At 67.3% G+C, this 15,983-nt stretch carries 10 protein-coding genes; 9 read left to right on the top strand and 1 reads right to left on the bottom strand.

Annotated features, from left to right (window positions below; translation table 11 throughout):
- The first annotated feature begins 146 nt into the window (after positions 1–146).
- The 8 genes from J2D77_RS13100 to J2D77_RS13065 all read left to right on the top strand — a co-directional run bounded on the left by J2D77_RS13100 (position 147) and on the right by J2D77_RS13065 (position 14,663).
- Positions 147–1,148 (top strand): LysR substrate-binding domain-containing protein, encoded by a 1,002-nt coding sequence (locus J2D77_RS13100; protein ID WP_207846772.1) that lies wholly within the window; start codon positions 147–149, stop codon positions 1,146–1,148.
- Positions 1,149–1,215: 67 nt separating this feature from the next.
- Entirely contained in the window at positions 1,216–1,722 is a 507-nt protein-coding gene (locus tag J2D77_RS13095; protein WP_207846771.1) for a hypothetical protein, read from the top strand.
- Between the two features lie 584 nt (positions 1,723–2,306).
- On the top strand, positions 2,307–4,439 hold the full coding sequence (locus J2D77_RS13090) for a peptidase domain-containing ABC transporter (protein ID WP_207846858.1): 2,133 nt from the start codon (positions 2,307–2,309) through the stop codon (positions 4,437–4,439).
- The gene (locus J2D77_RS13085; RefSeq protein WP_207846770.1) at positions 4,436–5,884 is read left to right on the top strand and encodes an HlyD family type I secretion periplasmic adaptor subunit; all 1,449 of its coding nucleotides are present in this window, start codon (positions 4,436–4,438) and stop codon (positions 5,882–5,884) included. The genes J2D77_RS13090 and J2D77_RS13085 overlap by 4 nt, the downstream gene beginning before the upstream one ends.
- Positions 5,885–6,093: 209 nt before the next feature.
- Entirely contained in the window at positions 6,094–8,268 is a 2,175-nt protein-coding gene (locus tag J2D77_RS13080; protein WP_207846769.1) for a tetratricopeptide repeat protein, read from the top strand.
- Entirely contained in the window at positions 8,198–11,581 is a 3,384-nt protein-coding gene (locus J2D77_RS13075) for a glycosyltransferase (RefSeq protein ID WP_230975796.1), read from the top strand. The genes J2D77_RS13080 and J2D77_RS13075 overlap by 71 nt, the downstream gene beginning before the upstream one ends.
- 73 nt (positions 11,582–11,654) lie before the next feature.
- Positions 11,655–13,349, top strand: coding sequence for a hypothetical protein (locus J2D77_RS17630; RefSeq protein ID WP_407927103.1), 1,695 nt, complete (start codon positions 11,655–11,657; stop codon positions 13,347–13,349).
- An 84-nt stretch (positions 13,350–13,433) separates the two neighbouring features.
- The gene (locus J2D77_RS13065; protein ID WP_207846768.1) at positions 13,434–14,663 is read left to right on the top strand and encodes a glycosyltransferase; all 1,230 of its coding nucleotides are present in this window, start codon (positions 13,434–13,436) and stop codon (positions 14,661–14,663) included.
- Between the two features lie 133 nt (positions 14,664–14,796).
- On the opposite strand, the gene J2D77_RS13060 is transcribed toward J2D77_RS13065, so the two are convergent.
- Positions 14,797–15,201, bottom strand: a complete 405-nt coding sequence (locus tag J2D77_RS13060) for a winged helix-turn-helix transcriptional regulator (protein ID WP_207846767.1) — start codon at positions 15,199–15,201, stop codon at positions 14,797–14,799.
- A gap of 127 nt (positions 15,202–15,328) precedes the next feature.
- On the opposite strand from J2D77_RS13060, the gene J2D77_RS13055 reads away from it, so the two are divergent.
- Entirely contained in the window at positions 15,329–15,883 is a 555-nt protein-coding gene (locus tag J2D77_RS13055; protein ID WP_207846766.1) for a flavodoxin family protein, read from the top strand.
- Positions 15,884–15,983: the final 100 nt, after the last annotated feature.

The raw sequence follows: 15,983 nt of genomic DNA, 5'->3' as shown, positions 1-15,983 counted from the left end.
TGCCTTGCTGACTATGGGGAATGACCCCCTTGCACGCTCCTTTATAAACGCCCTGCGGCGGGGTGACGAACCAGTTTATCAGGCCGCATGCAGTAGAAAAACTATCGGCAAGTCTGGGCCCGGCGGGTGGCCAGTAGGGAGGTATCATGACCCGGCGGAGCAGAAGACTGCCTTCCCTGAACGGGCTGCGTGTTTTCGATGTCGTGGCCCGGCACCCCAATTTCCGTCTGGCGGCGGAGGAACTGGGGGTGACGCAGGGGGCCGTGGCGCAGCAGATCCGCGCGCTGGAGGCCGAACTGGGGATCAGGCTGTTCGAACGCCACCCCCGCACACTGGCCTTGACCGAGGCCGCGCAGGGCTACGCCATCAGCATCCGCCGCGCGTTCGAACTGATCGGAGCGGCGACCGAGCGTTTGCAGCCAGCCCCTGCGGCCGTGACGATCAGCGTCACCCCCACATTCGCGGCCAAATGGCTGATCCCCCGCCTGCCGGATTTCACGGCCCATTACCCGGACATGACCCTGCGCATTCACGCCAGCGAAAAACTGGCCGGTTTCGGGGCGGACGGGGTGGATATCGCGGTGCGCCAGGCCAGCCCGCCCTTTGCAGCCGGGCTGGATGCCCGGCTGCTGTTCGCGCAGCGGATCGTGGCGGTGGCCAGCCCCATGCTGATCGAAAAACTGGGCCGCCCGCACTGTGTGGAAGACCTGGCCGCCTATGCGCTGCTGGATGACGCACATCATTTCTGGCCACGCTTTTTGGAAAAAACCTTTCCCGGAAAAAGCATTCTCTCGCCCCGGCGGATCGTGTTCAACCAGACGTCCTTCGCGATCGATGCTGCCATAGGCGGGCAGGGTGTGGCCCTGGCCAACCCGTTTCTGGTCGCGGATTCCCTGGCCGATGGCCGCCTGCAAAGCCTGTTCGACACGGTCTTGCAGGTGGAAGGCGGGTTTTATGTCGTCTGCCCCGGCACGCCACCACCCGGCACCCCGGTTGCCGCCGTGCGCGACTGGCTTGCCGGGATCGCCCAACGCGAAGATGGGTCGGCCCCGCCTGCCGCGCCAGTCGCCTTACCCGTCGGGCCAGTCTCCGGCCCGCGGCCAGGCTTGCTGGCGGCCCCACCCGTCGTCCCGCCAGCAGGATCGTAAGTCACGTTCGGGCTAACCATCGTGCCGCCCGTACCCGTCATACGTGCTTTCAGGACAAGGAAAATCCATGGCGCTTTCAGCACCTTCCCCATCAGCCATGCGTGACGGGCGCATTGCCCTGACCGTTGCCGCCCACCCGCCCGATAATGCCGCCCTGCGCCGCACGGGGGCCGTGGTGTTCGTGACACTGCCCCCTTCAGCCGGGGGGGCGGCAACGGAGACGGGCGCGCAGCAGGCGGGACATGATGCGGCCCCTGGGCAGGTGCCAGCGCAGGTGCCGGAGCAGGCGCAGGCCGGGGGCTGGGCCGCGGGGTGGGCCACCGTCTGGCACTGGCACGCGCCGGAGGATGCGGTAACACCGGGCCACCCCGGGGGCTGCGCCTGCTGCACCGGGCGCGGCGGGCTGGACCAGTTTTTGCTGGTGCAGGCCCAGAACCAGGCGCGTGGCACGGGCCCTGCATTCACCAGCCTGACCGTTATCTGCCCGGCGCAGCATGTGGCGGCAATCCGCAAGGCGTTGCGGGCTTCGGTCTTCCTGTCGGCTTTTTATACCCTGCACCCCGCCAGCGGCTGAATTTTCCCCCCCTCTCCATCATAGGCATTCCTGCCCGCCCATCGCACCGGCCCCGGCCTGCGCGGGCAAGGCGGTCCCTTCCCGTTATGCGTTTGCGGTCCTATTCCCGCCGTCGGCCGCGTGCGGGGGCGGATAAAATTTGCCCTTTCACGCCCTGCAAGCCCGATTTTTATCGGATTTTTACGTTTTTCGCCCATTTTCGAGGCTGAGGCTTGTCCACGCGCCCCGGCCCTTCCGGTGGCGGGTCTTTGGGCAAGGCAAGCCGGACAAGGCCCGCCCGCCCCGCCATTCTCCTGCGCGGGTTCTTCAGCCGGGACAGGCCAGAGCAATAAGGGCACGGCGTGGACGGCAGTGAACATGCACCAGGCCCCAACGGGCCAGACGGGAAAGGCCGGCAGGCCCCGGTACCCGAGGCGCAGGGGGCCGCGCAAGGATCCACCCAGGGGGCGGCATCGGGGCCGGGCGGGGGGTCTGCACGGGGGGCGTCGCACGGGGCGTCGCAGGGGCCGTCACACGAACAGCCGCACGAACACGCGCCGGGATCGGCGCAGGAGGGGGCGGGGTCACGGCCAGCGCCTGCCTTTATCCGGCTGCGTGCCGTTCTGGCCGTTGCGCGCTTTCACGGGCTGGAACTCGATATTCACGATTTTGTCGCAGACCCCGCAGAGGCCACGCCCTCTCCCGCCTCACTCGTCGCGTGGCTGGATGGGCAGGGGGCGGTGGCGCGGGCCATGCGCATTTCGTGGCGCGACCTGGTGAAAATGAGCAATTCACCCCCCATCGTGCTGCTGCTGCGCGATGGCGGGGCGGCGGTCATGGTCAACACCCAGCCCGCGCAGAACGTGGTCTGGCTGCGCGATCCGCTCAAGGACGACACGGCCCCCGCCGTGCCGGTGGACCAGTTGCGCCTGCAACGCCTGTGGGGGGGCGAGATCGTACTGATCAAGCGCCGCCGCGACGAAAGTGAGGCCGACGCCCCCATCGGCCTGGCCTGGCTTGCGCGCATGGTCCTGCGCGAACGCCGTTCGCTGCGCGATATCGGCATTGCCTCGCTGACGTTGAGCGTGTTGCAGATCTTCCCGCCCCTTATCGTCATGCAGGTGATCGACCGGGTGGTCAGCTACCGGTCCATGTCCACGCTGGTGTCGATTTCGGGCCTGCTGGTCATTATCTCGTTCTACGAAGTGCTGCTGGGCTACGGGCGGCGCGAATTGTCCATGGTGCTGACAACCCGGATCGATGCGCGCATTTCCCTGCATGTGTTCGCGCGGCTGCTGGCCCTGCCGCTGGATTATTTCGAACGCCAGCAGGCGGGCAACGTGCTGGGCCGGATCATGGCCATCTACAAGGTGCGCGATTTCCTGACCGGGCGGCTGATGTCCACCGTGCTGGACCTGTTCACGCTGGTGGTGCTGCTGCCGTTCCTGTTCGTGCTGTCCCCCGCGCTGGCGTGGATGACACTGGCCGCGGCCAGCCTGATCGGGCTGATCGTGGTGGTGGCCATGAAACCGGTATCGCGCATGACGGTGGCCCAGCTTGGGGCCGAACGCGCGCGGGCCGCCGTGCTGTATGAAAGCGTGGCCGGTATCCGCACGCTCAAGACGCTGGCCCTCGAACCTATCCGCCGCCAGTTCTGGGACCAGGCCACGGCCACCGTCATTGGCTGGAAGCTGCGGGTGGGCCGCATGGCCAACTGGCCGCAGACCCTGGCCACCCCGCTGGAGCTGTTCATAAACCGGGGCATTATCCTTGTGGGGGCGTATATGGCGCTCAAATCCCCCTCCGCCGCCGGGGTGGGGGCACTTGTGGCCTTCATGATGCTGGGCGGGCGCGTGGCCGCCCCCCTTGTGGGCATGGCCCGCCTGCTCGATGAGGTGAACGAGGTCATGGCCTCCCTGTCCGAAGCGGCGTCGGTCCTCAACCAGCCGACGGAAACCCGGGCCCTGACCACCGGCCTGCGCCCGCGTATTGAAGGCGCGCTGTCGTTCGAACATGTGACCTTCACCTATCCGGGGGCGGCCGGCCCGGCGCTGAACGATATTACCTTCGCCGTCCCGCCGGGCACCATGCTGGGGCTGGTGGGGCGGTCGGGATCGGGCAAATCCACCATCACGCGGCTGTTGCAGGGGGTCAGCCGGGCTTATGGCGGCTCGCTCCGGCTGGACGGGGTGGACCTGCGTGAAATCAACCTGACCCATCTGCGCCGCTCGCTGGGGGTGGTGTTGCAGGACAACTTCCTGTTTCGCGGCACCATCCGCGAGAACATTACCGCAGGCCGCCCGGGCCTGACGCTGGAAGACGTGGTGCGCGCAGCCCGCCTGGCCGGGGCGGAGGATTTCATCGAACGCATGCCCGGCGGTTACGAGACGTTCATCGAGGAGGGATCGACCAATATCTCCGGCGGGCAGCGCCAGCGCCTGGCCATTGCGCGCGCGATCATTACCGACCCCAGGCTGATGATCCTGGATGAAGCGACCTCCGCCCTCGATCCGGAAAGCGAGGCCCTGGTCAACGCCAATCTCGAACGGATCGGGCAGGGGCGCACCATGGTCATTGTCTCGCACCGGCTGTCCTCGCTGGTGAACTGCGACAAAATCTGCGTCATGGATCAGGGGCGGGTGGCCGATATCGCCCCGCATGGCGTGCTGCTGCAACGCTGCGCCATCTACCGCGCCCTGTGGATGCAGCAGAACCGCCACATGCAGGACCAGCCATGACCCAGCCCGCCCTGCCAGCCCCCGACCAGCCCCCGCAGGACGACATCCTGCCCGACGACACCTTCCTGCGTGCGGCGGACGATCCCTTCGCACCGGGTGACATGCCCCTGGCCCTGCTGGAATTCCATTCCCCCACGGCGGCCCTGGTCAACCTGCCGCCCACGCCGGCGGCGCGGCATATCGTATGGATCGTGGGCGGGCTTATGGCGTGCTCGCTGCTGGGCATGACGGTGTTCCCGCTTTCGCGCGTGGTGTCCACGCAGGGCAGGCTGGTGTCCAGCCAGGCCACGTTGCTGGTGCAGCCGCTCGATACCGCCATCATCCGCGCCATTACGGTGACGGCGGGCGATGTCGTGCACAAGGGCGATGTGCTGGCCCGGCTGGACCCCACGCAGGCCGGGGCGGATAGCGCGAACCTGGGGGCCCAGCGCGCGCAGTACCAGGCCGAGACAAACCGCCTGAAGGCCGAAGCCACGGGTGCCCAATACCACCCCGACCCCAACGACCCCGCCAGCCTGACCGAGGCCGAGGCCTTCTTGCGCCGCAAGGCGGAATACGATGCGAGCGTGGGCAAATACGCCAACCAGATCGCCAGCCTGCAAAGCGACCTGCTGGGCTATCAGGCCAGTGCGGCGCTGTACGCGGCGCGCGCGCGGGTCATGTCCGATGTGCTGGGCATGCGCCAGCAGTTGCAGAAGGAACAGGTGGGCAGCCGCCTGTCCACCCTGGCCGCGCGCAACGACCTGATGGAGGTCGAACGCGCGCAGGTGGCGGCCCGCCAGCAGGCCGATTCCACACGTTCGCGCCTGGCCGCCCAGACAGCCGAGCGCGACAGCTACGAACAGAACTGGAAGGCCGAGGTGTATCGCGATCTTGTCACCGCCGAACACAGGCTGTCAGAAGCGCAGGCCGCCTACAGCAAGGCCGTGCTGCATGACACCATGGTCCTGCTCCGCGCGGATGAGGACGCGGTGGTGCTGAACCTGGGCAAGGTGTCGGTGGGCTCCGTCGTCACCCCTGCCCAGCCGGTCATGACGCTGGTGCCCACCGGCCAGGGGCTGGAGATCGAAGCCGTCATGTCCGGGCACGATGTCGGGTTCGTGCGGCTGGGGGACCACGCGCTGGTCAAGTTCGCGACCTTTCCCTACCAGCAATATGGCGGGGCGGAGGCCACGGTACGCACCATCAGCGCGGATGCCTTCACCCCCGATGGCACGGGCGGGGCCGGGCCAGGCAACGAGCTGACGCCCGAGAACGCGGCCCAGGCCTTCTACCGCGTGCGGCTGCGCATAGACCGCTACACGCTGCACGGCGTGCCCGGCTTTTTTCACCCGCTGCCGGGCATGGTGGTTTCGGCCGATATCCATGTGGGTAAGCGCACCATCATGCAATACCTGCTCAACGCCATCGTGCCGCTGGCCACAACCGGCATGCGTGAACCCTGATGGCCCCGCTATTCGCACGGCTGCGCGGTGGGCGCTCAACCCCGGCGGGGGTGGAAACACGCCCGGATACGCGCCTAAATACGTGCTCGGCCATTCGGGCGGGCGCTGGGCCACGACAGGGGCCAGAGCATGGGCCAGAACACGGGCCGCAACATGGGCCAGAACGGGCGCAAGGCCGGGGGTCACAGCATGGGCCGGCACAGGCGCGCGTGTCCGGCACCGGGCACGGGGCTGAACAGGGTGTCGCGCACAGCGCCTGTCATGAGGGCGGTCATGGGGGCAAGCCGGGCGTCGAACACGGGTCCGCACCCGCTGGCGTATCCGGTGCCGCATCGGGGGCCGACCGCCGCACCCTACGGCGGCGCGCCCGCTTGCAGTCCCGCCTGCAAACCCGCCTTCAAACCATTGCCGAACTGCGCGAACGCGACCCCTGCGCTGCCTTTGCCGCCAGCGCGGACCTGGCCGCCCAGGGGGTGGCGCAGGCCATGTTTCTTGTGGGCCAGGCCTATCTGTCCGGTCAGGGCGTGCCGCCCGATCTGGCCGAGGGGCTGCGCTGGTGCCTGCGTGCGGCGGCCGATGGCTGGGCGGATGCCCGGTTCACCCTGGCGGTCCTGTGCCTGCGCGGCCTGCCGCAAGGCCTGCTGCCCCGTCTGGAGGCGGAGATCGCACAGGACCAGACGCAAGATCATATCCAGGGCCCCATACAGGCGCAGTCCGTGTTCGAGACCGCGCCCCCGGCCCCCGCCGCGCCCGATCACGCGGCCGCCGCGCATTGGGCGGGGCAGGCGGCGCGGGCCGGTCATGTGCAGGCCCAGGCTCTGTACGGCTATGTGCTGGCCACCGCACCCGCCCCGTTGCGTGATCCCGCACAGGCGCTGGCGTGGTACGGGCGGGCGGCGCAGGCAGGCTGCGCGCAGGGGCATCTGGGCCTGGCCCTGGCGGCGCTGGACACCGCAACCACGGCTCAGGCCTTTGCCCAGGCGGCGGAGCACCTGCGCGTGGCGGCCAATGCGGGGCTGGGCACGGCCCTGTATATGCTCGGCCTGCTGCACGATCGCGGGCTGGGGGTGGCGCATGATGGCACGCTGGCCGTGGCCTGCTATGCCCAGGCCGCCGCAAAGAACATGCGCCCCGCCCAGGCGCGCTACGGCATGGCGCTGCTGGCCGGGCGCGGGGTGGCGCGCAATGTCACGGCGGGGGAAAGCTGGCTGCGCCGCGCAGCCCTTGCAGGCGATGCCGAGGCCGCCGCCATGCTGGGCGACCTGCGCGGGCGCGGGCTGGACATGGCCCCCAACCCGGCCGAGGCCGCAGCGTGGTATCGTCTGGCGTCCGAACATGGGCACGCCACGGCCAGCCGCACGCTGGGGCTTATGGCCCTGAAGGGTATCGGCACCCCCCGGGACGAGACAGCGGCCGCGCACTGGCTGGCCCGCGCGGCGGAACAGGGCAGCACGCAGGCGGCGGCGGAGCTTGGCAACCTGGTGCAGGCCGGGGAGGCCCCCAAGGTCCACGGGCCCCGGATCATGCAGGCGTACAGCCACGCGGCCGGGGCGGATGACATGCTGGGCGCGTTCAACCTCGGTCTTGGGCTGGCGCGCGGCATGGCGGGCCCCGATAACACGGCGCAGGCGGCGCAATGGTTCAGGCGCGCGGCCCCCAACGTGGTGAACGCCCGATACGCCTATGGCCGCCTGCTGCTTGATGGAGCGACGGACGGCGCGCGACACAACCCGCTGCCCGACACGACCGCGGGCCCCCCCACCACCCCCGGCGTCGTGCCGGACAAGGGGCAGGAAGCGGTTCAGGAGGCCAGCCCTGAAACAGCCCGGGAAACGGTTCAGAAAACGGTACGGGCAACGCCCCAGGGAGCGGCCCAGCCAACGGCCCCGGGAACGGCCCGGGGAACAGCCGCGACCAGCGCGGCGCAGGATCCGGGGCGGGACGTTGTGCGGGGGCGGCAATGGGTGGCCAGCGCTGCGCGCGCGGGCATGGCCCGGGCCATGCTGGACTATGCCCATCTGCTGGTGGAGGGCACAGGCGGCCCGCGCGATCATGCCCAGGCCCTGCACTGGTACGAAAAAGCAGCGCAAAACGGGCTGGTCGCGGCCATGTTTTCGGCCGGGGCCATGCATGGCGGGGGGCATGACGTGCCGCAGGACCGCGCCCGCGCCCGGCAGTGGTTCAGGCGCGCAGCCCAAGGCGGGCACGCGCTGGCCCAGTTGATGCTGGCCCGCTACCTGGCCCAGGGGCTGGGTGGCAAGCCCGACCCCGATGCCGCGCGGCACTGGTACCGCGCGGCCCAGGCGCAGAACATTGCCCTGGCCGCGCAGGAACTGGACCGGCTGGTGCGCGGCGGGGGAATGGACGATGGGCCGGAACCGTAAAAGCCATGCGGTACAGGTGGGTTTTCTGACCCTGCGCGCCAGCCGGGCCCGCGCGCGCCTGGCCAGCGCCAGTGCGCAGCAGGCGTTTGCCCGTGGCAATGTGGCATGGCAGGCGGGTGAGGCCGCGCGCGCGTGGGACTGGCTGGAACGGGCCAATCGCCTGGCCCCGCAGACACCGCATGTTGTCTTCGCCCTTGCACTGGCGCGCCAGGCGGTGGGGCAGGGGAGCGGGGCCATCGCATTGGTGGAAAAGCTGCTCACCCAGGCCGAGTTTCGCGAAGGCTGGGTGCTTCTGGCCTCGCTCTGCCTGGCGCAAAGCCGTAATGGCCCGGCGGGCGCGCAGGCTTGTCGTCGCTTGCTGGACCGGGCGGTGGGTGCGGTGGAACACCTGCTGGCCCATTATGCCTGCACGCCCGAAAGCGCGGTTCTTGTGGCCGCCGTGGTGCGGGCGGCGGGCCTGCCGGGTTGGTGCGGGGTGGCCAATGGGCAAGGCCGGCTTGTGCTGGGCCTGCCCGCACAGCCCACCACACCACCATTGCTGATATGCGAAGGCCAGACACAGCCGGCAATTTTCCATAATGGGCACTGGTTCTGCCCGCCTGAGTGGTGCGGCCCATTCCCACAAGGCAAGGACGAAAACCCCACTATGGCCCTGCCCGGCCCGGCAAGCCGCGACGGGCGGGTGCGGGTCAGTGTCGATACGGTGCCGCTGTTCCCGCCAGCCGGGCTGAATATGGGCATGGTGCGCCAGTGCGAAGGGCTGGTGGAAAGCGATGGATACCGCCTGCATGGCTGGGTCTGGCTGCCGCATGACCCGGATACCGTGCCCGAATTATGCGTGCTGGATGCGCGGGATAATACGCCTGTTCTTTCTTTCAGGGCAGGGGATTTTCATGAAACCGCCCCCCCAGGCCGGCCGCTGGCCCGGTGCCGGACCATTTCCCTGCTCTGTACCGCCTTGCCCCGGCACGTGCGGTCAGGGCTTGTGCGTATCCTCGGCCCCGATGGCCGCGACCTGGCGGGAAGTCCCCTGCATCCCGCAGGGCTTGTCGCATATGCGCCCGCGCCGGCCGGGGCTGGGCGGGCGGTGCGCAATGCCGCTGGCGGAAAGGCCGTGCCGGACAAACAGCATCATGTGCAGCCGCCGGATATAAGAAAACGCGTTCTGTACAAGCCTGTCATGTGCAATGTATCGGTCGATCAGGCTGGCCCGCCCGCCAGCATTCCGGCACCGGCACCCCTCGCGGTTGTGGTGCCGGTCTATGCCGATCGGGCCCGGACGATCGCCTGCCTGCAAAGTCTTGGCACCTCGCTCGATCACGCCCGAACCGGCAATGGGCCCGCCCGGGTGGTGGTGGTCAACGATGCCTCGCCCGATCCCGCATTCTGCCGGGCGGTGGCCGATTTTTGCGCACAGGCGGGGTTCGCCCTTATCGAACGGGCCTGCAACGCTGGCTTTCCCGCTGCCGTGAATACGGGCCTGCGCGAAGTGCCAGGGCATGATGTGGTGGTACTGAACGCCGATACGCTGGTGGTGGGCAACTGGCTGGCCGAACTGCGCCATGTGGCCTATGCGGCCCCCCGCACAGGCACGGTCACGCCGTTTTCGAACGAGGCCAGTCTGTTTTCCTATCCCGGGCAGGATGGGCAAAACCCCATGCCCGATCTGGCGCAAACCCGATGGCTGATGCGCTTGGCCCAGGCGGCCAATGCCGGGCACGGGGTAAAAGTGCCGACCGCCAACGGGTTCTGCATGTATATCCGCCATGACTGCCTGGCCCGCACCGGCTTTTTGCGAGAAGACGTATTTGCCCAGGGCTATGGCGAGGAAAACGATTTCTGCCTGCGCGCCACGGCACGGGGGTGGTGGCACATGGCGGCGGTGGGGGCGTTTGTCGCCCATGCGGGCGGGGCGTCCTTCGGCGGGGCCGGGGCGGGCCTGCGCCAGCGCAACCAGATGGTGCTGGAACATCTGCACCCCGGCTACCATGCGCGGATCGCCCGCTGGCTGGCGCGCGATGCGCTGCACCCCTGGCGGCGGCGGTTCGACCTTGTGCGCCTGCGCGCCAGCGGGCCACATGCTGCCCCGGCACCCCACCCCGATGCGCCACCCTCGCCCTCGCAAGCTCTGTCGCAACCCATGGGCCAGACCCCGGCCAAGTCGGGCGCCGTGCTGCTGATAACCCATGCGGCAGGCGGCGGGGTGGCGCGGGTGGAGGGCCAGCGCGTGGCGCATTGGCGGGGCCGGGGCGTGCGGGTGCTGGTGCTGCGCCCCGGCCCGCAGGGCAGTGTGCTGGAAGATGGCGCGGTAGGGCCCGCGCCCGAACGCTACCCGGCGCTGGTCTTTCGCGGCGCGGCGGATGAACGGCTGCTGGCCCGCCTGCTGGCGGCAGAAGGCGTGCGCCATGTCGAAATCCACCACCCCGCGGGCCATGCCGATGCCACACTGGCCCTGCCTGCCCGGTTGGGCTGCCCGTATGATGTGTTCGTGCATGACTATATCTGGCTGTGTCAGCGCGTGACCCTGCTGGGCCCCGGCGGGCGTTATTGCGGCGAACCGGGTGTTACGGGGTGCGATACCTGCCTTGCGCGCATGGGCCGCCGGGTGGCCGGGGCGCTGGACGGGCAGGCGTATCTGGACCGCGCGCGGAACCTGCTTGCGGGCGCGCGGCGTGTCGTGGTGCCATCGGGCGATGTCGCGGCCCGGTTCGATCGCCATTTCCCGGGGCTGAAGCTGCACGTAAGGCCGCTGGAGCGCGATCGCTCCCGTATCCGCGCTACGATACCGGGGCGGGAAAAGAATTCGGGAAAATTACCGAATAAAAATGACGTTTCCCCCGGACGTGGATTTTTCACTACCACTGAAAGTCGTGGGCGGGTGCGGGTCTGCGTGGTCGGGGCCATCGGGGTGGAAAAAGGCTATGGCGTTCTGCTTCAGGCCGGTCGGGATGCGGCGCGGCGGAACCTGCCGCTTGAATTCGTGCTGGTGGGCCACACACCCGACGATGAAAAACTGATGCAGACAGAGCGTATTTTTGTAACAGGACCTTACGCGGCGGCGGATGCGGTGCGGCTGATCCGCTCGGCGGGGGCCGATATCGCTTTGCTGCCCTCCATCTGGCCGGAAACATGGTGCTTCGCGCTGACGGAGCTGTGGCGTGCTGGGCTGCATGTGCTGGCGTTCGATATCGGCACGCCTGCGCTGCGTATCCGTGCCACGGGGGGTGGCACGCTGGTGCCGCCGGGCCTGGGGGCTGCGAAACTTAACGAAATCTTATTGAAGAAAGTGAAAAACCGGCAAGAAAACATTTAGCTTTTCCCTGCTATGAAAAGACGCATGAGGCCGAACGCCCCGTCTCTCGGCCAGCCGCGATGGAAGACCGTTCATGTCACAGACACTCCAGCAGCGCGTTACGGATCTGAAAGTCTCGGGCCATCTCATGACCCTTGGCGCCGGGCTGTTCTGCATTACGCAGGGTGCCGGGGGGCGGGTGGTGCCGGCCTGCTCCGGGCTGCCGGGTGTGCGCATCAGCCCCGCCCCGCTTTGCCAGCCCGGCGCGGTGGAGATCGCAACATTCGCGCCCGATGGCTGGCTGGGCGGGCAGAGCAACGCCGCCCTTGTGCGCGTGAACCAGGGCCCCGCCCAGATCATGATTACCGTCTACCAGGAACACGCGGCCCAGGCCGGGCTACAACCCGCCCCCGCCTTGCCACGCCTGCAGGTGCTGCAACTGGGTAGTGCGAACACGGCCGACCCCACGACCCTACCCGACTGGCCCCTGCCCGACGCGGCCGAGGGCGGAGACGGGCAGACTGCCGCTGCTTGGGAAAGGGATGGCGCGGGGCATCGCGCGGCGCATGACCGCAAGGGGAAACACAAGGCCCATGACCATGCGGTTCATGAATACGCGGGCGGGGACCACGCCAGCCTGCCTCCTTCAGGCGGAGAGCAGGCCCCGCACGCAGCCGCCCGGGCAGGACGGGAACCTGCTGGCGCGGAGCCGACGGGGCACGGGCCGGATACGGCGGAGCACGGGCGCAAACACCGCAGGGGGGCGGGGCGCGCGCAGGATGGGCGGCGGGGCCATGCGCAAGCCCCTCTGCCCCCCGGCCCGCAGGCGGCACCCATGCGCGCGGGGCCGCCCGGAACCACGCATGAGGAAGAGCAGGAGCAGCCCGCGCAGGGGATGGATGCGACTGGCCCTGCGATGGTCGGGGGTGAAATGGGGGCGCATATCCAGTGCCGGGGCGATGTGCGGGGTGCCCTGGGCCAGTGGATGGGCGAGCCGGGGAGCCGTGTCTGGGTGGAAGGCTTTGGCATTCTCCCCACCGGCCTGCTGGGGGCGGCGGATATCGAATATCAGGCCGTTCTGGGCAAAGGCTGGCTTTCGCCCTGGATGGAAGGGGGGGATTACTGCGGCAGCCGGGGCATGGCCTTGCCGGTTCTGGGGCTGGCGGTGCGGTTGAAAGGGGATGCAGCCCGCCGGTTCCTGTGCCGTGTGCGCGCCAGTTTTACGGATGGCACGCGCGCGGGCCCGGTCGATGCGGGCGTGCCGGTGGCATCCGAAAGCCTGGCGCCGCTGGAAGCTTTTCTGGTGGAAATCCTGCCCATCTCGACTGACGCAACTTTGGACGATGCCGGGCCAACAGAGGGCGCCAGTGCCGATCTGGCAGCCTTGCTGTGCGATGATATTGCATCGTCCCCGCAGGCAGCAGGTGCGCAGACGGTCGGAACCCCCTCGACTGGCGAGCCCGCAAGCGCACCCGCGAAAAGGCGGGTTGCAAAGTCCCGCGCCTTGAAAGCCGGGGCCCCGAAAGCGGGTCGTGTAAACCATGCGACAGCAAAGGACCGTCGTCAAAAACCCTCTGCCGAACAGTCTGCCGAACAAGCTGGCATCGAGAAAAAACCACGCGCGGGAAAGGGATCTCGAAAACCCACCGGAAGCGATCGGGGAGCCGAAGCATCCGCCGTCGCGCCGGATGTGCCCAGACGGGCCACTGCCCGGAAAGGGGGCAGGAAAGCCGATGGCAGCGCTGGTGTCGCGGCCGTAAGGCGGCGGGCGGGCCGTGGTCAGGCGTGATATGGCGCGCACCCCCCGCGCCGCGTGTCAGGCACAGTGCCGTGCGACCCGGGCCGATCTGGATGGGGCGTGCAGGGCGTGGGCTTGAAATATCTTTTCATACACCAGAATTTTCCCGGACAGTATCTGCACCTGCTGCGTCATCTCGCGCGTGACGTAGGTAACGAGATTGTTTTTATCAGCGAGGATAATCCCAATGCCATGGCCGGGGTGCGTCGCGTGCTGTACCGCATGCCGCAGGCGGACGAAGGCACTGGCCACGCAGGCGCGCGGGAATTGGAGCGGGGGCTGGTGCGCGCGGCGGAGGTGGAAAAAACCGCCCGCGCCCTGCGGCGGCTGGGCTTTGTGCCCGATATCGTCATCGGCCATCATGGGTGGGGAGAGTTGCTGAATATGGAAGATGTTTTCCCCGGCGTTCCGGTTCTTGGCTATATGGAATTCTTTTATCATACACAGCCGGGGTTCGATGTGGATTTCGACCCCGAATTTCCGCTTGCTCCGCAGATGTTGCCGGTCATTCGCGCCAAGAACGCCATCAACCTGCTTGCCCTCAACGCGCCCGGCCACGGCCAGACACCGACAGATTTCCAGAAAAACACCTATCCCGCCTGGGCCGGACATAAAATGACCGTGCTGCGCGAAGGGGTGGACCTGACCCTGTGCCGACCCGACCCCATGGCGGCGCGCCGGGTTTTTACGCTGGGCGGTGTGCGGATCGCCCCGGGGCAGAAACTTGTGACCTATGTCGCGCGGGATCTGGAACCCTATCGCGGTTTCCATGTGTTCATGCGCGCGCTGGTGCGGGTGCTGGCCGAACGGGCGGATACGCAGGTGGTCATTGTGGGTGGCGATGGTGTCAGCTACGGCGCGCCCCTGGCATCGGGCACCTGGCGGGAAATCATGCTGCGTGAACTGGGTTCAAGGCTGGACCGGACCCGCGTGCATTTTGCGGGCAAGCTGGCCTATGCGGATTTCATACGCCTGCTCCAGCGCTCGAACGTGCATGTTTATTTGACCTACCCGTTCGTGGCATCCTGGTCCCTGCGGGAAGCCATGGCCATGGGCTGCACCATTGTGGGGAGCGCCACCGCCCCGGTCGAGGAATTTCTGGACCATGGCAAGACCGGCCTGCTCGTGCCCTTTCTCGACCCCCACCGCATAGCGGAGGGTGTTCTGAACATGCTGGCCAACCCACGCCTGGCCCGCCGCCTGGGCCGGGGCGCGCGCCAGATGGCCGAACGCACGCTGTGCCTGCGCGCCACGCTGGACGCCTATGAACGGCTGATTGCCCGCCTGGTGGCCGGAACGGCGTGAAAACGCGCAAGGGTAAGGATATATAGAGAAAAGTCTTTGGGTGTCGCCTTTTTTCAAAAAGGTGATGTTCCTTGAAACTTTTTGAAAAAAGCTTCACCAAAAACTTTTATCTCTTTATTGGCGGCGGGGGGTGTCAGGGCGTGTGTTTTGCGTCGTACGCGGCTTGGGCGGCCTGGATGGCGGGCATGTTTTTCTCCGCCCAATGGATCAGACCCGCCACGGCCTGTGTCAGGGTCGTGCCCAGCGGCGTAAGCGTATATTCCACCGTGACCGGCACGGTGGCAAAGGCCTGGCGACTGACCAGCCCGTCGCGTTCGAGGTTTTTCAGAACCTGCGACAGGACTTTTTGCGAAATCCCGTGAATGTCGCGCTTGAGCGCGTTGAACCGCACCACATCATGGCGCAGCCGGTCCAGCACCAGAAGCGCCCATTTGTCGCCCACGCGGTCCAGCACCATGCGGGCCGGGCATTCGCTGGCATAGACGTTGAAGGCCGGGCCATGGGCGTGGCTGTCAGCCGGTTTCTCCAGGGTAACCATGTTTCGCTCGGGTGCCTTCTTGTTGGTATGCGTGGTCCCGAGTATGAAACAGAGTGACACCTGGTATCAAACAGAAACTGGTACTGTTGCGGCGTATCGTGCGCCCCATAAGGCAAGGACATAAAACATGACGAAAGTCGCAGTCGTTTTTCATTCAGGCTACGGCCATACCAAGGTGGTGGCGGAGCATGTTGCACAAGGGGCGCAGGCCCAGTTGATCGCCATCGATGCGAATGGCGATATCACGGATGCGGACTGGCAGACCCTGAACGATGCGGATGCCATTATTTTCGGCTCGCCCACCTATATGGGCAATGTCAGCTGGCAGTTCAAAAAATTTGCTGATGCCACATCCAAAATCTGGTTCAGCAGCGGCTGGGCCGACAAGGTTTTCGGCGGTTTCACCAATTCGGCCAGCCCCAACGGGGACAAGCAGGTGGCGCTGATCACGTTGCAGACCCTGGCCTCCCAGCATGGCGGGATCTGGGTCAGCCTGGGCCTGCTGCCGTCCAGCACCAAGGCCGCGACGGCAGATGACATCAACAACCTTGGCGGCTCCATGGGCCTGCTGGTGCGCTCACCTTCCGATGCATCGGTGGAGGAAGTGCATAAGGGCGACCTGCGCACCGCCGAGCTTTACGGCAAGCGCGTGGCCGAAATCGCGGCCAAGCTGGCAGACTGACGCAACAATCTTCTGGTAAAGACGAATAAAAGTTCCTGGCGGAGCTTTTTGCAAAACGCTTCAGGGCACGTCGCCTTTTTTTAAAAAAGGCGACACCCGG

Origin of the sequence: Acetobacter garciniae, from assembly GCF_017377735.1 — a bacterium.
In the GTDB taxonomy this organism is placed as follows: domain Bacteria; phylum Pseudomonadota; class Alphaproteobacteria; order Acetobacterales; family Acetobacteraceae; genus Acetobacter; species Acetobacter garciniae.
This window is presented reverse-complemented; position numbering and strand designations above follow the sequence as displayed.

Bases quoted from the DNA above. Each gene is read 5' to 3' on its own strand.
- J2D77_RS13100 (WP_207846772.1), top strand. From the start codon at position 147: ATGACCCGGCGGAGCAGAAGACTGCCTTCCCTGAACGGGCTGCGTGTT.
- J2D77_RS13095 (WP_207846771.1), top strand. From the start codon at position 1,216: ATGGCGCTTTCAGCACCTTCCCCATCAGCCATGCGTGACGGGCGCATT.
- J2D77_RS13085 (WP_207846770.1), top strand. From the start codon at position 4,436: ATGACCCAGCCCGCCCTGCCAGCCCCCGACCAGCCCCCGCAGGACGAC.
- J2D77_RS17630 (WP_407927103.1), top strand. From the start codon at position 11,655: ATGTCACAGACACTCCAGCAGCGCGTTACGGATCTGAAAGTCTCGGGC.
- J2D77_RS13060 (WP_207846767.1), bottom strand. From the start codon at position 15,201: ATGGTTACCCTGGAGAAACCGGCTGACAGCCACGCCCATGGCCCGGCC.
- J2D77_RS13055 (WP_207846766.1), top strand. From the start codon at position 15,329: ATGACGAAAGTCGCAGTCGTTTTTCATTCAGGCTACGGCCATACCAAG.